The following is a 17,963-nucleotide window of genomic DNA, read 5'->3' on the forward strand; positions in this document are numbered from 1 at the left end:
AAATGAACATGAATATTAATTTACCACCAGAGTTAGAAAAAGAGCTTTGTAATGAAGCCTCTCAGCTTAATTTGACTCTATCTGAATACATTCTTCGTGTTCTTAGTGTCCGGCAAGTTCTAGTAAATCCACCAAAGACAGGCGCAGAACTTGTTGCTTATTGGCAGAGTGAAGGCGTGATCAAATCAAGACCTGATATTACAGATAGTCAAGCCTACGCTCGTCAACTACGCCATGATGCTGAGACCCGTGAACGAACTTAGGTTAAGTTGATGTATTTGCTATATATGGAAGTATAATTTATACTATTTCTACTGTACTACATTTTTTCTAGAGTAATCAATTCAATCCTCTTACAGAAGATTTAAAAATAACAATAGTTTTATTTTTTTAAACTAAAAACATGGGCGGACAAATATACCATTTTACACCTGATTTTCTCAATCTGCTAGTAGATACTATTCCAAAACTTTGTAGAAGCAAGAAAGATGTTTTAATATTTTTTTCCAGTGCAGGAGTTAGCCAAAAATTTTTAGCAGATATCAACGAACAGCTTCAGAAAGATCCAACCAGTATTAACAAATATCAAATGGCTCGCACAATATTGGTTAGACTAAACGAAGCTGGAGAGGATGCACTGCGAGAAAGGAGGGAAATCGTTAAAAGAGTTACTGAATTTGAGGATTTTTCTAGGTGCTGGGATAAAGAGCAAATACTAGCTATGGGGTTAGTTGCTAAGGTGAGAGAGATAGTCAATGTTAAAGACTCTTTTACCAGAATGCAGCAAGTGATTGAGTCAAATCTTCAAGAAGATAGGAAAAAACGCCAAGCGGAAGAGCAAGCAAGAGTAGATGCACTAAAATCTAAGAGACAGAGACGAGATAAAATTAAGTTTGAATTAATCAAGTTATATCAGGAAACTAATCCTCAAAAGAGAGGCAAAGAACTAGAAAGTATTTTAAACCTTTTTTTTGAAGTTGAGAATATTTTGGTGAGAGAATCCTTCACTATCACTGGAGAAAATAACGAAGGAGTTATTCAACAAATTGATGGCGCAATTGAGGTTAATAACTATTTGTATTTAGTCGAGATGAAATGGTGCAAAGAAGCATTAAGCCCTGGAGATGTAGCACAGCATATGATGCGAATATTTCTGAGGAGTGATGCTCGTGGAATTTTTATTTCTGAATCAGGTTATACGGATGCAGCAATTATTGATATAAAAAAAGCACTCAGTCAGAAGCTAATCGTACTTTTTACTTTAAAGGAATTTTTGCTTCTTTTGGAAGGTGATGATAGTTTTGAGTCTCTTTTGAGAACTAAATTGGAAGCAGTACAACTTGATGGAAAACTAGTATACTAAAATTGAGATACTAAACTCTGTATCAAGCGTTTTCGTATGTCTTTGCAAGAAATGAAGGAACAAGCTTGTAAACTTCCTGTGACTGTACCTAAATTTTTAAAATAATCCCACGAATTTGACCATCACTAGTGCGATCGCCTTCACCTCATTTCGCTTTCACACCAGCAACTCCAATACCATTGCCAGAACTGAAGGAAAAAGCTGATAAACTTGCTGTGAGCGATCGCCTGCACCACAGTTGAGTGCAAACAGCTATGGTTGTTAGCATATTCTCAAAACCTAACTTAACAGGTGTATGAAAATCAGAGCAATTATTCATCCAGCAGAAGAAGGTGGCTATTGGGCAGAAGTTCCCGCACTTCCTGGTTGTATTACTGTATGAAGAGAAAGTGTATGTAGGGGATAACGCGATCGCTTCATTGGTATTTCCTGTTCTCAAGTTGACGGCTGCTCAAGTTTTGCATTGTCATTAATCAGGATTTAATGAGTCCGCAAGGATGCTGGGGTAGTCATTACGCACTTCGGTTTATCATGGGGATCAGGACATGATTAAAGGATGAGAGTGATGAAAATGACCAGTCAATTGCTGTCAGGATGTTTGAAAGCCTTTAGCTGTGTATCACTGAGTATCCTTCCCCTAGTTCTGTCAACTCCGGCTCAAGCACAAGAACAATCACCAGCAAAGTCAGCTTGTCAATCAGCTTTAAGTACCCCAGACAAGAAGTCACAAGTTAAACAACCACAAAAGATTGCACAGTTTCAAGATAATACATCACAGGAGCGATCGCTGCTGGTGCAACAAGCTAATAATTTATACAATCAGCGTAATTTCCCAGGCGCACAAAAAGCCCTGTGTCAACTTGTGAAAAAATATCCTAAAGATACTTTTGCACACTATCAATTAGGTAATGTCTTTGCACGTCTCCAGCAACCAGAAGCCGCTATTAGTTCTTACCGTGAAGCTATTCGCATCAACTCTAAATATGCGTTAGCTTATAATGCGATTGGTGCAGTTTACGCTAACCAAAGTCGTTGGGATGAAGCTATTACAGAATTTAAGAAGGCTTTAGAAATTAATCCTGAATATGGTGATGCACTGATTAATTATGGTCAGGTGTTATGGCAAATAAATCAAAGGGAGCAAGCACAAGCTTCTTTAGAAAAAGCTTTGAATATCTTTAAAAAACAACAGCGAAACGAGAAAGTTTACCAAGTTGAGCAAATTTTGCAACGTCTGAAAACCTCAGATAATCCTGGTGTTTCATGATGCTGATTGACAATGGATTCTAAACTTTTTAAAGACGCGATTTATCGCGTCTCTATAATTATTCAACGGCTAAAATACCTTTCTGCTCATAAATTGGTTTGACCAATCTTGTCAATCTTGGTAATTGTCTATAAAAAATTACAGAACCAATTATACAAACTATCCCATCAATAATTAAGGTGTTGGGCGCGCCTATATGACTAGCTAACCATCCTCCTAATAAATTACCTATGGGTATCATGCCTAAAAATGACATGGTATATAAACTCATTAATCTACCGCGTTTATCTTCATCGACGATAGTTTGCAAAAATGTATTACTAGCGGCTATTTGTAAAATTGTGCCTAAACCGACAAATAACATTGTAAATAGAGACAAAGGTAAGTATCGAGAAACAGCAAAGGCAATTAATCCTACACCTAAAATTGCTGGTGCGATCGCAATTAATTTCCCAATACCGACAATACTTCTACGGGTAGCTAAATAAATTCCCCCAGATAAAGCTCCCAATCCTGAAGCAGCCATCAAAAATCCCAATGTTTCCGCGCCACCTTCTAAAATTGTCTCAGCAAAAATCGGCACTAAAATAGTGTTTTGTAACCCCATTAAACTCACTAAAGTTGATAGTAATAAAATAGCTCGGATGGGTGGAAACCTAAAAGCATAGACAAATCCTTCTGCGACTTTTTGTAGTGGATTACCTGGAGTTACCGCTATTTTTAAGGGTTTGACATTCATCACCAATAAGCCGCCGATAACCGCAATATAGCTGAGTCCATCTACTAGAAAACAGTAAGCTACACCAATCTGAGCTATTAATAAACCGCCAATGGCGGGGCCGATTAATCGCGCGCCATTAATCATAGTGGAATTAATGGCGATCGCATTGGCTAAATCATCTCTGCGTTCCACTAATTCGGGAACAAATGCTTGTCTAGCCGGTGCATCCAAGGCGTTAATGAATCCCTGCAATAAGCTTAAGGCGATGATGTGCCAGATTTGCACAACCCCTGTGAAAACTAATACCGCTAATGCTAGAGATTGAATCATCGCTAGGATTTGGGTAGCAATTAAGGTGCGATACCGCGAAAATCTATCTACGAATACCCCACCAAAGGGAGCAAGAAAGAAGTTGGGAATTTGACTAGTAAATCCCACTAGGCCTAACATCAATGCTGAGTGTGTCAAAGCATACACTAGCCAAACTGTAGCTAGTTGTGTCATCCATGTCCCAATTAAGGAAATCCCTTGTCCTACAAAAAACAGACGGTAATTTCTGGATCTAAATGCAGGTAGTTGCAGCTGTTTTGAATAATTCATGAATTATGTTTACTGAATCGAATTGTGGAATTGTTTCTGTATCAAAGTGAATATTTCAAATACGTAATATACAGAAACTATAGTTTTTTGTACTAAAAATTAGCGTACGTAGTATTTTCTGAAAAAAACAGTATGATTTCTTCACCCAGTTGGATGATAAAGCCGCAATACTTAAGATAGGTTAGCGATCGCCTGATTGAGAATTTGGGAAAACATCTCACGATCAGCGATGGAAACACCTTGCATAGCCTCTTCACGCACCTCTGCTGCAATTGGTGGTAAGACTGTTTCCAATTCCTTCCCCGCATCAGTTAACCAAATCCGCCAAATTCTGCGATCGTGCGTATCTCGTTCGCGACGCACTAAACCGCGTTCTTCCATCCTATCTAGTACCCCCGTGAGAGTACCGCCGACTTGTTGCAATTTTTCCCCAATGCTAGAAGTTGGTAAACCATCTTCTTGCCACAAACAGCATAGAACTAACCAATGAAATGGTGTCAATCCGAATGGTTCTAATCTTTCAGTGAATTTGCGGCTTAGTAATTGTGAAAGCAGTTTAATTCTATAACCCAAGTTGTATGGCGCGAGATTTTGTTGCCACGATGCCAATGTAGAAGAATGATCGGGTTGAGCAATCATGGAAAATTATTTAGTGTACGTAGTATTAATCATAAGTTGATTTGACATTTTTAGCAATATTTTGGGAATTGGACATTATTTACTGGGTAGAACTTGAATTAATTTGTAGTCTTGGATTGAACCGATGACGCGGTGTGGCCTGCTGGATAATTGGGATGGTGTGGCTTTGTAAACCCAAGCATAACTAGGGTTGGGGAGTTGGGTAATTGTCTCTACTCTTTGGCCGTGGGTGGGGGTATAAAATCTTAGGAGGACGGCATTTTTACCGCCCATATTGACGAAGTGAATCGGGTGAGTTTGTAAAATCGAGGCGATCGCGCTTTGGTGTAAGAAAGTCCTGTAATTAGGGTTATAGTCACTCAATAAACCCAAACTCCCCACCATCGCCAAAGCTAACCAACAGGGAATTAACCAACCAGCTATCCAATAGTTAGCGGTAAGAAACTTACAACCCAAGCGGTGACGCATATCCCAGATTATGGGCAAAATTAACCAACTTAAACCGACAATTAAACCGATGGGTGAGTATTTGCGATCGCCCCAAGCAAATACCAATATAGCTGCAACTATCGATAAAAAGCCTAGTAAAGCAGACGCATAGCTCAAAATTCGGGGAATATTAGCTTTTTGTAGTAAACGTTTTTTCTTGGTGTATTCCAATTCATAAACTCTACCCAACCAATCTAAACCAACTGCTGCGAGTAAAGCGATAAATGGGTGTAGTGGTAAACTATAGTGTGACAATCTTGTGGAAAAAATACTCAATTCCCCAAATAAAACTACAGGAAACCCAACAAGTATTAGTTGATAATTAGGGATAGGACGACGAATTACTAAAAATAAACCCAAAAGACTCAAAAACACCCAAGGGAAAGCCTTGATTGGCACATTCCAAAAGTAGAAGATAAAGTTATTTCCCTGACGTTCTTCAGAACCCAACTCAACAACAAAGCCAAATAAAGCAGCAAAACTATCATTACCATAACGCTGCCAATTAAACCATAACCAAACTAAAGTCGGGATTAAGCCTACAAATAAGCCTAGATATAAACAAGGGTTAGTGAGATGTCGATGACGACGATGTTTAATAATGAGATATGGCGATAAAGCAACAGTTGGCAGCACAATCATAAAGCTTCTCATCAAGAAGCCTAGACTTAAACTGCACCCAGCCATAAATCCTAAAATATATTTATATTTCGGATGTTCTTCTGCTTGAATAAAACTATAAATAGCTAAAAGTATCAGAAAAATAGTTGGTACATCAGGCGTACCTAACCGACAGTATTGCAACCAGAGAAATTCTACACTCAAAATTGCACTAGCTAGCCAAGCTAACTTTTTACCTAGCGTAATTTTGCCTATTTCATAGGTGAGCAATAGGCAAAAAATACCAAATATCATGTTAGGTAATCTGGTACTAAACTCGCTAATTCCTAATAGCTTATAGAAAGCCGCAACTAACCAATAAAACCCAGGTGTTTTATGATGAGCATTACCCCAAGGTGCAATCCAATCACCAGAATCATACATCTGACGGGCGCGCCAAGCATATAACCCCTCATCATGTGCCATGATGCTACTTTCCCCTGAGTTGAACAGTAATAGGGGAATTGTCCAAACCAGCAAACTCCCATAGGGAAATATGGCTGACTCGCTGATTTTCCGCCAAAGAGGTGGTAAAAATTTTAGCCTATACAACACGGGATGCTGCATAAATTGGTAGAAGTATCCGGCTTTTATTAAAATATGTTAAATATAGCCTGCTCAAAGAATACCCGAAGTTGCACAGCTTTAGTTAAAAAACTTTTCTGAACCAAAATTATGTTACTAAAACCTGATCAACGACTCAAATTAGACGATACAGACGACAAACTGTTTTACGCCTATCCCCGCTTTGTCACCCATGTTGATGAAGGTTTTATCCAACAGCTAACAGACTTATATAGAGAAAGACTCCAACCCAACACCCGCATACTTGATATGATGAGTAGTTGGGTGTCTCATTTACCAGATGAGATAGAATTTGCCCATGTGGAGGGACACGGACTCAACGCTGAAGAATTAGCCCGTAATCCCCGCTTAAATCATTATTTTGTCCAGAATCTTAACGAAAATCCCGCCTTACCTCTGCCAGATCAAGATTTTGATGCTGTAATTAATTGTGTTTCCGTACAATATTTACAGTATCCAGAAGCCATTTTTTCTGAAATTCACCGCATCTTGAAACCTGGTGGTGTAGCCATTTTTAGCTTTTCTAATCGGATGTTCTTTCAAAAAGCCATTCAAGCTTGGCGGGATAATTCCGAACAAGGGCGAGTGGAATTAGTGAAACGCTACTTTACCTCTGTGCCAGGATTTACCACACCAGAAATTATTGTCAGTAAATCTACTGCACCCAATTTCCTGCAATGGTTGGGTGTACCAGGGGGAGATCCATTTTATGCTGCGATCGCCTATCGACAAAATCCATAAATTCAGAGGGAATAGGGAAACTCATACTTTTAGATGTGGGATTGAAATAATGACGCAGTTTTTCGAGACGCGTAGCGCAAGAAAAACAAGATGTTTTTCTTTCCCTGTTCCCTGTTCCCCGTTTCTTTTTTTGTAAAAAATTTTGGGTTAAACCTAAAATAAATCTCGGAAACTCAACATGAATGCTGGTGTTGGGTTGACGCAAGGAAACCCAACCTACTTTTCTGTTTTTTCACTTTAACAATTGAACAGTGATTAATAGTTAATTATTTGACTTGCTTGCTTTCACTTTTCAACTCTCGAAGCTACTCCCGCTTGCTCTAAAATTTGCATAATTTCAGCGTGTCCTTTCCCTTTGTGATGCCCTTCATACAAACCTAATTCAGCATATTCGAGAGCATTATAACTATCACCATCATGGCATCTAGCATTAATATCCGCCCCAGCCTCTATCAGAATTCGCACAATTTCTGTATTGCCTCGATAAGCAGCTTCAGCTAGTGGAGTAAAACCAGTTCTCACGCCTAAATTCACATCAGCACCAGCTTTAATTAAAAGTTCTACCATTTCCTGATTATCTGCATATATTGCTCTATTTAAAGCTAAACCATCATTATGATTAACATTGACACCAGATGAAATTAATGATTTAACTTGTTCTACATCGCCATTGCTAGCAGCTTTAATTAAAGCTATTTCTGCTATGCCTTGTTCAGATGCTCCAGCTTTTCTAAGAATATCAGCTATTTTCTTATGCCCTGATAACTCAACCTGCATTAATACAGTATTACCATCATCATCTCTAACATCTAAATCTGCACCTAAATTAACCAAAGTTTTCACAGATTCTATATAGCCAGAACCATTATTAGCCGCATACATTAAAGCTGTTTTACCACCCAAACCTCGCAAATTCATATCAGCCCCAGCTTGCACAAGTAACTTCACAACTTCATGGCGATTACCTGCAAAAAAGCTACCTGCTACTTGCATTAAGGCTGTCATTCCTTCACCTAGTCCATCATCACTGTCGCTGAGAATATTGGGATCTGCACCTGCATTTAATAATGATTGAATGACTTGAATATGACCATAATTGGCAGCGTACATGAGTGCAGTTTGACCATTAGAACCAATAGCATTCACATCAATACCATTACTAAGAGCTTGCTGTACTTCTGCTAATGTGCCATACATTGCAGCATCAATAAAATCTTCAACAGCCTGATTTGCTTCTCGCGCTTTTCTCTTCAGTGCTGCTTGAATGTCTTTCTCTCCATCTCTGTCAGCACGTCTGCGAATTTCGTCATTAACTAATGAATACAAAAAGTTATAAACTTCTCGTTCTCCATTTCTAGCAGCACTCAGCAGAGCCGTTTCCCCTTGACTCCAGGCATTAACATCTGCTCCCCTTTCAACAAGCATTTTCACCATTTCTAAACGACCAAGGTGAGATGCTTGCATAATCACTCTGTAATCATCTTCCATTCCCGCATTGACATCAGCACCAGCATCAAGCAACATCTGGAAGATTTCCATATTGCCTTGTTCAACGGCTAAAGCTAAAGCTGTGTTTGACATATCCCCACCTTCAGGAGATGCGCCAGCATCTAGAAGCAACCGGACTAAATCAACTCGTCCTTGCTGAATTGCCGTCCCCAAAGGACTGGCATCCATTTCACAATCTATTCTATTAACATTTGCCCCAGCAGCTATCAGTGTTTGTATGATCTCTGAATTTCCCTTCTGCACTGCCACAACCAAGGGAACTGATTCATTCCAATTTTGAGGATTAATTTCAGCACCAGCCGCAATTAAAGTTGTTATCGCTGCTAAATTGCCTTCCTGTATGGCTGCTATGAGTGGTGTTGTTACTTGTGACTCGAAATCTTCCTCTTCCTGCTCATCTTCAATGTTAACTGAGACATCCTGACTAACATTACTAGACTTAGGAGAAAGCCCATCCACAATCCCCATAAAGCCAGAATAAAAAGCCTTGGTTTGCTCGTCTGCATTTTCCGTCGCTTGGGCGATGAGTTCTCCTAAACTCCAGCCGCCAGGTATTTGTGTAGAGTGAATGCGTGGACGCAACACAGGCGGTTCTGGTTCTGGATTAATTTCCGCCCCTGCATTGACTAAAACCTGAATAATTTCGCTCTTTCCCCGACTAGAAGCAACAACCAGCGCAGTTTGCCCAAGAGCATTTTTACTGTTAGCAGAAACTCCCGATGCTAAAAGTTCTGTTACCCCTTCAATATCACCCGTCTCAATAGCTGCGAATAGGCTTTGCACTTTGTCTTCTGCGTTCATAGTTGCTAACCCTTGTAAATTGAGAATCTAGCCATCTAACTCAGATAATTCCCGCAAAGCCATCAAAATATCAGCATCATTTCCGAATTTTTTTCCACATCACACAAGGGTGTAGGGGTGTAAGGGTATAAGGGTGTAGGGGTAGGAAATTCTGATGATTTCGTTGGCTTGATAGTTATTAATGCCCAATGCCCAATGCTCAATGCCCCATTCCCAATTCCCAATCCCCTAAGTATTATTTCCTTCACAAAAAGTCACAATTGGGTAGAATTGGTTAAAGCAATCTCTGCACCTGTTAACCAAAGGTATCAGCAAACTCATGCAACTGAAACTCAGTGCATCTAAACTACCCCTATCTCCTTTATTACTCATCGCTCCTTTTTTCCTCTGGGGAACGGCGATGGTAGCTATGAAAGGAGTCATCCCCCACACAACACCATTGTTTATGGCAGGAGTGCGCTTGCTACCGGCAGGAGTCTTAATTTTAATCGTCGCCGCACTCATGGGTAAGCCCCAACCCACAGGTTGGAAAGCATGGCTGTGGATTAGTCTTTTCGGTTTAATTGATGGCACATTATTTCAGGGATTTTTAGCGGAAGGATTAGTCAGAACTAGTGCCGGTTTAGGTTCAGTGATGATTGATTCTCAACCTTTGGCTGTAGCCTTGCTGTCATTGTGGCTATTTCAAGAACGTATTGGTTTATGGGGATGGTTAGGGTTAGCTTTGGGAGTCAGTGGTATTAGTTTGATTGGCTTACCAGACGAGTGGATTTTCGGGTTATTGGGTACTGGTGCAGATGTTCCTGTTGGCGACTGGCAAAACTTCTTTGCTAGGGGCGAATGGTTAATGCTGTTGGCGGCTTTGTCGATGGCTGTGGGGACGGTGTTAATTAGATTTGTGACTCGGTATGCCGACCCAGTAACCGCTACAGGCTGGCATATGATTATAGGTGGTTTGCCATTGTGGGGTGCGTCATCAGTTGTAGAATCCCAACAGTGGCAGAATCTAGTCAATGGTGACTGGTGGGCTTTAGGTTATGCTACCGTATTTGGGAGTGCGATCGCCTACGCTCTATTTTTCTACTTTGCTCAAAGTGGTAGTCTTACCAGTCTAAGTTCTCTCACCTTTCTCACACCAGTTTTTGCCCTGTTATTTGGTCATCTCCTACTCTCAGAAGTCCTCAGTCCATTGCAATGGGTAGGAGTATTTCTGACTTTAATCAGTATTTACCTCATCAATCAGCGTGATAATTTAGCAGGGCAAAGTCAAAATCTGACTGTGGAAGAAGTCGCTAACATACAGCCGACACAACTAACAGAAGCATCAACTAAGCAACTTAATCCGGTAATTGTATCTGTAAGAAAATCTGAACCAGAAACCCTACCCTAATTCGCGGTTCGATGCTCTTTTCCCAATCGGGGTTTACTCCCTCTGCTTTCCCTACGCCCTCTGTTGTTTATTTAATTAATTGGAAGTTCCTAATAGTAGCGGCATCTGAACCTGATTATGGTATAAACTATTTATGCCAAAACCAGAAACAAGATGTATATAAATGATGTCATCAGGTAAAAGAATTTAACTGGCTTTACCAAAAATCAAACTTTGTTTGTCAGTATAAAAGCTAATATTTAGAAAGATTCTGTCACCTACCCAGCACGTTTAGGCTGCTACTTTGAATTTAATATGAGGCTATACCGCTCCTCAATTTTAATCATCACCTATGTTTCTTGCCTGGGTTTTTACTTAAATCGCGCCAGCGCAATTACACCTAACCTATCACCCACAGTCCGGTATCTGGCACAAGTCAGTACCACCAGACCAAGCAAGCAGGTGATTCTTACTCCAGGCAGTCAAGGGTCAAATGTACGAACACTGCAAACTCAATTGAAGGAGTTGGGGTACTATGATGGCCTAATTGATGGAAAATACGGTGAAAGTACAAAACGTGCTGTAGCTAAATTTCAAACAACCAAGGGTTTAAAAAGAGTAGATGGTTTTGCCGACCAAACCACCCAAGCGGCTTTGCAGGTCTTGGTGGCGGCGAAAACCAGTCAAATGGCTATCTCTCCTATCAATCAAACCGCCAATTCGACCGTAACGACTAACAAAAAACCCCAGTCCAACTATCAAGACTTGATTTGGTGGTTAATTTTGGGCTTAGGAACATTAGGAAGTCTTGGGGCTATTCTGTTTTTGTTGAGATGGTATGAGCAGAACAAAGAAGAAAAATTACCTCAACCTCAACGCACAAAGGCTCTAAGTCCAGCTAATGAAGAGAGAATCCCATTAGCCTTACCAGAAGCCGAAAAAACAATAGTTACTCAAGAAAACGTAGCTCAAACTCCCAATTCGTCCACATCATCTGCATCAGTTTCTACAACAGTGATGCCCCCTGTAGAAACAACTTCCCGCATCACTAAACTCAATATTGTTGATGAATTAATTAAAGATTTACGCAGTCCCGATCCCAGTAAGCGACATAAAGCCATCTGGGATTTAGGTCAACAAGGGGATTCACGCGCCATTCAACCATTAGTTAACCTGTTAATTGATGCTGATTCCCAACAACGCAGTTTAATTTTGGCGGCTTTGTCAGAAATTAATGTTCGCACACTCAAACCTATTAATCGGGCTTTAGCCGTCTCTATGCAAGATGAAAGCCCGAAAGTCCGCCAAAATGCCATCCGCGACTTGACCCGTGTTTATGACTTAATGGGACAAATGAGTCAAATGCTAACCCACGCCCTAGATGATCCTGATGCTGAAGTTCAAGCTACAGCTAGGTATGCTCTCACGCAAATGAATAGAATGCGGAATGTCCCAAGTCAGATTTCACCCAAGGATAGTCAGAAGGATTCGGTAGATTAGGGACTGGGGACTGGGGAATGGGGACTGGGGACTGGGGACTGGGGACTGGGGACTGGAAGGTGAACAAGGGAGATTTTTACTTTTATGCCCAATGCCCAATGCCCAATGCCCAATGCCCAATGCCCAATGCCCTATTCCCAATGCCCAATGCCCTATTCCCAATGCCCAATTCCCAATTCCCTAAATATTATTTTCAATCAATTGGCGATACTCACTTTTTTGCTTCACGCCTTTGACTTCCTTGAGTAGTTCTTTATTCTTGAAAAATTGGATGGTTGGTGTTCCTGTTACACCAGCATTTTCGGCGATGTCTCTGTCTTTGTCGATGTCAATTTCGACAAAGTGAATTTTACCGTCAAATTCATCCACTACTTTATTAAGTATGGGCTTGAGGGTATGGCAAGGGCCACAACCTGGGGCGACGTATTTGACAACCAACAGGCGATCGCTTTCGTGGAATAATTTCCTTAAGGCATAACCACCCTCATGGCGAGTTGCTGTCAAATTAAATTCCGCCGCTTGTTCTGCTTCCGTTTTCTGAGCAGCTGGTTGGGTTTCTAATTCATTATTAATTGTTGGCTGTTGATGGAATTCCTGAATTAAACCATTGCTAGATAACCAACGTTCCGCCAACAACGCCGCCGCACATCCACTACCAGCAGCCGTAATTGCTTGGCGATATTCATGGTCTTGTACGTCACCCGCCGCAAATACACCCTCGACACTGGTTTCTGGTGAACCGTGTTGAGTAACGATGTAACCTATTTCGTCTAGTTCTAGCTGTCCCTTAAATAAAGATGTGTTGGGAGTGTGTCCAATGGCGTAGAATAAGCCCTTGGCTGTGAGCTTAGTTTCTTCTCCAGTTTTGCTATTGCGGACTACTATCCCTTCCATGTGACCATTACCGAATATATCTACAGCTTCGGTGTTCCAATGGACTTGGATTTTGGGGTTACTCAATACTCGATCCTGCATAGCTTTAGAAGCCCGCATTTTATCAGAACGCACTAACAAATTGACTTTTGAGCCGTACTTGGTAAGATAAATCGACTCTTCCGCCGCCGAGTCACCAGCACCCACTACCGCTAATTCTGCACCGTGGAAAATTGGGGTTGCACCATCACAAATTGCACAAGCCGAAATTCCCCGACTCCAGAATTGATGTTCGCTGGGTAAGCCTAAACGCTTGGCTGTCGCACCAGTGGCAATAATAATAGTGTTTGCCTTAACTTCTCTTTCTTCGGAACGGATGGTAAAAGGACGTTGACTCAAATCAACTGAAATTACATCTTCTGTATATAACTCAGCCCCCCAACGTTCCGCTTGCGCCTTCATCCTATCCATTAACTCTGGCCCGGTAATCCCTTGAGGAAATCCAGGAAAATTCTCTACTTCCGTCGTCGTCATCAACTGACCACCAGGTAATCCCCCAGCTTGGAAACCTTCAAATACCACAGGTTTTAAGTTAGCTCGTCCAGCATAAATCGCCGCAGTGTAACCTGCTGGCCCAGAACCGATAATTACTAAGTTCTCTACAGTCTGATTAGTCATAATAATTATCCGAACTCATAACGACTACGTTTAATATAGCATAACTAGCTATGCTCGCCAATGGCAACTCCGAAAACAGAGCGCGCCTTGTTTTTTAAAGGCTAATCAAATAAAAATCATCAGTAGAAAACAGGATATATACCTGAGTTCTCTTTCCTCAGAGGAATTTTTATTAGTATATATACGTAAATAGAATTTTCTAGAGAAAATTTTTTACTGGAGTGATAGGTTGCCGTTTGTAACTGGGTAAGTTCTTTTTAGAACAGAGCGATCGCGAACTACTTACCCCAAACTTCAGGAGAGACCCATGCTCAAGCCAGAATTACAAGCAAAATTTTTACAACACCTCAGCAACCGTAAGAACAGAGAAGACGAAGGTTTTACCTTAATTGAACTGCTAGTAGTAGTAATTATCATCGGTGTACTAGCTGCGATCGCGTTACCTTCGCTACTCGGACAAGTAAACAAAGCCAAACAATCCGAAGCGAGAAACTACGTAGGTACAGTTAACCGTTCTCAACAAGCTTATTACTTGGAATACCAAAAATTTGCTACCAACCTGGATGAACTACAAGTAGGTATCAAAACTCAATCTGAAAATTATAACTATGTTATTGCTGGTGGTGGAACAGCTGCTGCTCAATTCAAAGGTGCAGCTTATAAAACTGCTCTTAAGTCATATTATGGGCTAGTAGGCACTCAAACAGGAAACAGTGCCACATCTGAAGCATTAACACTAGCAATAGCTTGCGAATCTCCAGGCCCCACCACAACGGTAGCTGACGTTACCACATTTGGTACAAGCTGTGCAAACAACTTTGTGTCTTTAGCTAGATAAGACAGTTAAAAGTATTCACTTATAGCTGTCACAAGCAATTTTACATACTTGCTTAAATTGGGTAATGTCTCAAAACATTACCCAATTTGTGTAACTTACTGACTGTATAATTCTGTTCCTTTCTGCTCACAATTTTTTCATAGTCACTATGCTCTCATTAACTACTCCGTCTCAACATCATCTACTAGCAGAAAAATATATTGTTTCAGGCAATTATATTCAAGCTGCAAGCATATATGAAGAAGCTATTACTGTAGAGCCTGATATTAAATCCAACTATTGGTATTTGGGTTTAACATTACTGTTGCAAGGACAGGAAGTAGAAGCTCAAACAACCTGGCTCATGGCTATGATGGAGGGAGAGGAAGAACAGATTGAAGCATGGAATACAGAATTAATTGACATTTTGGAAACAGAGGCTACACGTAGAGAATCTCTAGAAGAATATTCAATAGCGGCAAAAATTAGACAAAATATTAAAGAAATTTCTCCACAAAATCTCAATAATCTTTTACATCTTATTCAATTATTAATTAAGTTAGAAAGTTATACAAATGATGAATTACAAGAACTGGGGGTAATCAAAATAATACAAGCTGAATCCAGAGTAGAAATAAAGCTTGAATTGTTAATACCAACCTTACAAAGTATTTTAGACCATTATTATATATATCCATCTACTCTGGATTTTGTTGAAGCTTGTTTACCATATTTTCAAGAAAATTGCCAATCTTTACTAGGTATTATATTACCTTCAGCAGTAGAAATATCACACTCTCACAGATTGCCTAGAATAGCAGCTAAATTATGTGAAATCTATTTGAATTTAAGCCCTAATAACTCTGAAGTCTTAGGTCATTTAGCTGGCTTTTATGAAAGTTCTATGCAATTTGAGAAAGCGATATCAACAGCTAAGTTATTTTTTGATTTATCACAAGAATTGCCAGATTTAATCTTTGCTAACCGCCAAATACTTCGTTGTTTAATGAGTGCAGGTGGTCACTGGAAAGAATCATGTGAAATACACCAAAGACATGAAGTTTTATTGAGAAGTCTGATTGAACAGAATCTTAATGAAATTGATGCCGTAAGAGTTTGTAGATTAATCAATTCTCAATTTTTTACACCCTATATTGAAGATAACCCTAGAAAAAATAGAGGAATTCAAAATTCTCTAATGCTACTTTGTCAAGAAAGTATAACAAACTATGCTGGAGAAGCAATAAATAAGTACCATCAAGGTAAATTAGAAAGGAAACAACTCAGTTCTCCCACAAAAAAGATTAAGATAGGATATATATCTTACTGTCTGAGAAGTCATTCTGTAGGTTGGCTGAGTCGTTGGTTATTTCAATATCACGACCGTAATAAATTTGAGATAAATGCTTATTTCATTAGCACAAATCCAGAATTAGACCCTTTACATGAATGGTATCTTAGCAAAGTAAATAAAGCATATAAATCAAGTAAAACTGCTGAAATTGCTGAAGAAATATACCAGGATGAAATTGATATTTTAATTGATTTAGATAGTATTACTTTAGATATTAGTTGTGAAGTTATAAGTATGAAACCTGCACCCATCCAAGTCACTTGGCTAGGTTGGGATGCTTCAGGAATTCCATCAGTAGATTACTTTATTGCCGATCCATATGTTTTACCAGAATCCGCGCAAGAATATTACAGCGAAAAAATTTGGCGTTTACCTGAAACCTATATAGCTGTAGATGGTTTTGAAGTTAGCGTACCTACAGTAACTCGCGAATCATTAGATATTCCTCCTAATGCTGTTGTATACTTCTCTGGACAACGAGGTTTTAAGAGACATCCAGAGATTACTAGATTACAGTTAAAAATTATTAAAGAAGTACCCAATAGCTACTTTTTAATTAAAGGACTTTCTGATGAAGAATCTATCAGAAGATTTTTCGATCACCTAGCAGAAGAAGAAGGCGTAGATACAAGCAAATTTAGATTTCTCCCAGGTGTTAGTGCGGAATCAGTTCACCGTGCTAATTTGGATGTTGCTGATATAGTTTTAGATACCTATCCCTACAATGGAGCTACAACCACTTTAGAAACTTTGTGGATGTGTATTCCTATGGTGACAAAAGTAGGTGAGCAATTTGCAGCGCGTAATAGTTACACAATGATGATGAATGCTGGTGTTACAGAAGGAATAGCTTGGACTGATGAAGAATATGTAGAGTGGGGTGTGCGTTTAGGTAAAGATGAAGCCTTAAGACAACAAGTGGCTTGGAAGTTAAGACAGTCGAGAAAAACATCACCTCTATGGAATGGTAAGCAATTTACCCGCGAAATGGAGAAAGCCTTTACCCAAATGTGGGAAATATACATGAGTTCGTAGTAAGGACTTCAGTCCTTGTTTAAGGGCTAAAGCCCTTACTACAAACATTACACATCCCAATCTTTGCCATAATCTCGCACTGGGTATTTAACCCAGCAATCACGTAACCATTGTTTCCCATAAATTTGTAAATACCAGTGAACACTACTTTCAACCCAGTCATAAGGAGATGTTACTAAACCATGTTTGACTGGGTTGTAATGTATGTAGTTAAGGGTTGTATAGTAATGTCTTTCAGAGCGAATAGCGCGATCGCTCCAAGAATACCAAATTTTTCGTCTGATTGTATTATCTTCAAGATTCCATTGGCGCGAAGTAACACCATGTACCTGGCGAAATAATTCACTTAAGACATCAAAATTTACAACCTGAACCAATAAATGATAATGATTTGGTAAAACCGCCCAAGCACAAATTGTTATGTTCGTAGTAAGTGCTTCAGCACTTTCTTTGTCATCTCCACCATCACCAAACCTATCAAATATCATATTTAGTAATTGCTGACGACGAGATTCTGAGTGCATATAACACTGATGTTCATAACAAGCTGCACTTAAAAAATACAGTTGTCTATCTTTTACTGGATGTGGCGGTGCGTGAGCAGGATAACCGAGACTCAAGCGGTGTTCAACTAGTTCAGCCTGTTGTTTTGGGTTCAGTTGGCGATATTCATACATATATTTTGAAGCCCTGAAGTTATTGTTTGTAGTGAGGACTTTAGTCCTCGATGTCCCCTAAGCACTGAAGTGCTTACTACAAACCTTTGCTCGTAGTGAGGACTTTAGTCCTCAATGTTCCCCAAGCACTGAAGTGCTTACTACAAACCTGTGTTCGTAGTGAGGACTTTAGTCCTCGATGTCCCCTAAGCACTGAAGTGCTTACTACAAACCTGTGTTCGTAGTGAGGACTTTAGTCCTCAATGTCCTCAAGCACTGAAGTGCTTACTACAAACCTTTGCTCGT

General features: G+C 39.9%; 18 protein-coding genes. 10 read left to right on the forward strand and 8 right to left on the reverse strand.

The features are described 5' to 3' along the window. Window positions 1–2: 2 nt before the first annotated feature. Window positions 3–263, forward strand: a complete 261-nt coding sequence (locus tag CV014_RS22545; RefSeq protein ID WP_236144062.1) for a hypothetical protein — start codon at window positions 3–5, stop codon at window positions 261–263. Window positions 264–403: 140 nt separating this feature from the next. Then, complete coding sequence (locus tag CV014_RS22550; RefSeq protein ID WP_236144063.1) at window positions 404–1,363, forward strand: restriction endonuclease; 960 nt, start codon at window positions 404–406, stop codon at window positions 1,361–1,363. Window positions 1,364–1,508: 145 nt separating this feature from the next. Here CV014_RS22550 and CV014_RS22555 read toward each other — a convergent pair whose 3' ends face one another. After that, window positions 1,509–1,682 (reverse strand): hypothetical protein, encoded by a 174-nt coding sequence (locus tag CV014_RS22555; RefSeq protein WP_236144064.1) that lies wholly within the window; start codon window positions 1,680–1,682, stop codon window positions 1,509–1,511. Between the two features lie 13 nt (window positions 1,683–1,695). Here CV014_RS22555 and CV014_RS30715 point away from each other — a divergent pair, with 13 nt between their 5' ends. After that, the gene (locus tag CV014_RS30715) at window positions 1,696–1,836 is read left to right on the forward strand and encodes a hypothetical protein (RefSeq protein WP_442946936.1); all 141 of its coding nucleotides are present in this window, start codon (window positions 1,696–1,698) and stop codon (window positions 1,834–1,836) included. A 98-nt stretch (window positions 1,837–1,934) separates the two neighbouring features. Beyond that, window positions 1,935–2,630: a tetratricopeptide repeat protein gene (locus tag CV014_RS22565; RefSeq protein ID WP_329608426.1), complete on the forward strand. Its 696-nt coding sequence runs from the start codon at window positions 1,935–1,937 to the stop codon at window positions 2,628–2,630. Between the two features lie 58 nt (window positions 2,631–2,688). Here the strand turns inward: CV014_RS22565 and CV014_RS22570 are convergent, their stop codons facing one another. The 3 genes from CV014_RS22570 to CV014_RS22580 all read right to left on the reverse strand — a co-directional run bounded on the left by CV014_RS22570 (window position 2,689) and on the right by CV014_RS22580 (window position 6,306). Then, window positions 2,689–3,951 (reverse strand): MFS transporter, encoded by a 1,263-nt coding sequence (locus CV014_RS22570; protein WP_236144066.1) that lies wholly within the window; start codon window positions 3,949–3,951, stop codon window positions 2,689–2,691. A 171-nt stretch (window positions 3,952–4,122) separates the two neighbouring features. Continuing rightward, window positions 4,123–4,590, reverse strand: coding sequence for a MarR family winged helix-turn-helix transcriptional regulator (locus CV014_RS22575; protein ID WP_103139833.1), 468 nt, complete (start codon window positions 4,588–4,590; stop codon window positions 4,123–4,125). Between the two features lie 75 nt (window positions 4,591–4,665). After that, window positions 4,666–6,306, reverse strand: a complete 1,641-nt coding sequence (locus tag CV014_RS22580; RefSeq protein WP_236144067.1) for an ArnT family glycosyltransferase — start codon at window positions 6,304–6,306, stop codon at window positions 4,666–4,668. Between the two features lie 108 nt (window positions 6,307–6,414). Between CV014_RS22580 and CV014_RS22585 the strand changes: the two genes are divergently transcribed. After that, complete coding sequence (locus CV014_RS22585; RefSeq protein WP_236144068.1) at window positions 6,415–7,065, forward strand: class I SAM-dependent methyltransferase; 651 nt, start codon at window positions 6,415–6,417, stop codon at window positions 7,063–7,065. A 285-nt stretch (window positions 7,066–7,350) separates the two neighbouring features. Here the strand turns inward: CV014_RS22585 and CV014_RS22590 are convergent, their stop codons facing one another. Both CV014_RS22590 and CV014_RS22595 read right to left on the reverse strand, forming a co-directional pair. Further along, window positions 7,351–9,375, reverse strand: a complete 2,025-nt coding sequence (locus CV014_RS22590) for an ankyrin repeat domain-containing protein (RefSeq protein ID WP_236144069.1) — start codon at window positions 9,373–9,375, stop codon at window positions 7,351–7,353. Window positions 9,376–9,437: 62 nt separating this feature from the next. Continuing rightward, complete coding sequence (locus tag CV014_RS22595; RefSeq protein WP_236144070.1) at window positions 9,438–9,578, reverse strand: hypothetical protein; 141 nt, start codon at window positions 9,576–9,578, stop codon at window positions 9,438–9,440. A 116-nt stretch (window positions 9,579–9,694) separates the two neighbouring features. Here CV014_RS22595 and CV014_RS22600 point away from each other — a divergent pair, with 116 nt between their 5' ends. The 3 genes from CV014_RS22600 (at window position 9,695) to CV014_RS22610 (ending at window position 12,480) form a co-directional block, all read left to right on the forward strand. Then, window positions 9,695–10,765, forward strand: a complete 1,071-nt coding sequence (locus tag CV014_RS22600) for a DMT family transporter (protein ID WP_236144071.1) — start codon at window positions 9,695–9,697, stop codon at window positions 10,763–10,765. 294 nt (window positions 10,766–11,059) lie between these two features. Next, entirely contained in the window at window positions 11,060–12,244 is a 1,185-nt protein-coding gene (locus CV014_RS22605; RefSeq protein ID WP_236144072.1) for a peptidoglycan-binding protein, read from the forward strand. Between the two features lie 17 nt (window positions 12,245–12,261). After that, entirely contained in the window at window positions 12,262–12,480 is a 219-nt protein-coding gene (locus CV014_RS22610) for a hypothetical protein (protein WP_236144073.1), read from the forward strand. On the opposite strand, the gene trxB is transcribed toward CV014_RS22610, so the two are convergent. Beyond that, complete coding sequence (trxB, locus tag CV014_RS22615) at window positions 12,425–13,795, reverse strand: thioredoxin-disulfide reductase (RefSeq protein WP_236144074.1); 1,371 nt, start codon at window positions 13,793–13,795, stop codon at window positions 12,425–12,427. The genes CV014_RS22610 and trxB overlap by 56 nt on opposite strands. Before the next feature lie 307 nt (window positions 13,796–14,102). Here trxB and CV014_RS22620 point away from each other — a divergent pair, with 307 nt between their 5' ends. Both CV014_RS22620 and CV014_RS22625 read left to right on the forward strand, forming a co-directional pair. Beyond that, on the forward strand, window positions 14,103–14,633 hold the full coding sequence (locus CV014_RS22620) for a type IV pilin-like G/H family protein (RefSeq protein ID WP_236144075.1): 531 nt from the start codon (window positions 14,103–14,105) through the stop codon (window positions 14,631–14,633). 148 nt (window positions 14,634–14,781) lie between these two features. After that, window positions 14,782–17,001 (forward strand): O-linked N-acetylglucosamine transferase, SPINDLY family protein, encoded by a 2,220-nt coding sequence (locus CV014_RS22625; RefSeq protein ID WP_236144076.1) that lies wholly within the window; start codon window positions 14,782–14,784, stop codon window positions 16,999–17,001. Between the two features lie 47 nt (window positions 17,002–17,048). On the opposite strand, the gene CV014_RS22630 is transcribed toward CV014_RS22625, so the two are convergent. Further along, window positions 17,049–17,678 (reverse strand): transposase, encoded by a 630-nt coding sequence (locus CV014_RS22630; RefSeq protein WP_236144077.1) that lies wholly within the window; start codon window positions 17,676–17,678, stop codon window positions 17,049–17,051. Window positions 17,679–17,963: the final 285 nt, after the last annotated feature.

The sequence above is a fragment of the Nostoc sp. CMAA1605 genome, from assembly GCF_021596505.1.
Taxonomy (GTDB): Bacteria; Cyanobacteriota; Cyanobacteriia; order Cyanobacteriales; family Nostocaceae; genus Trichormus.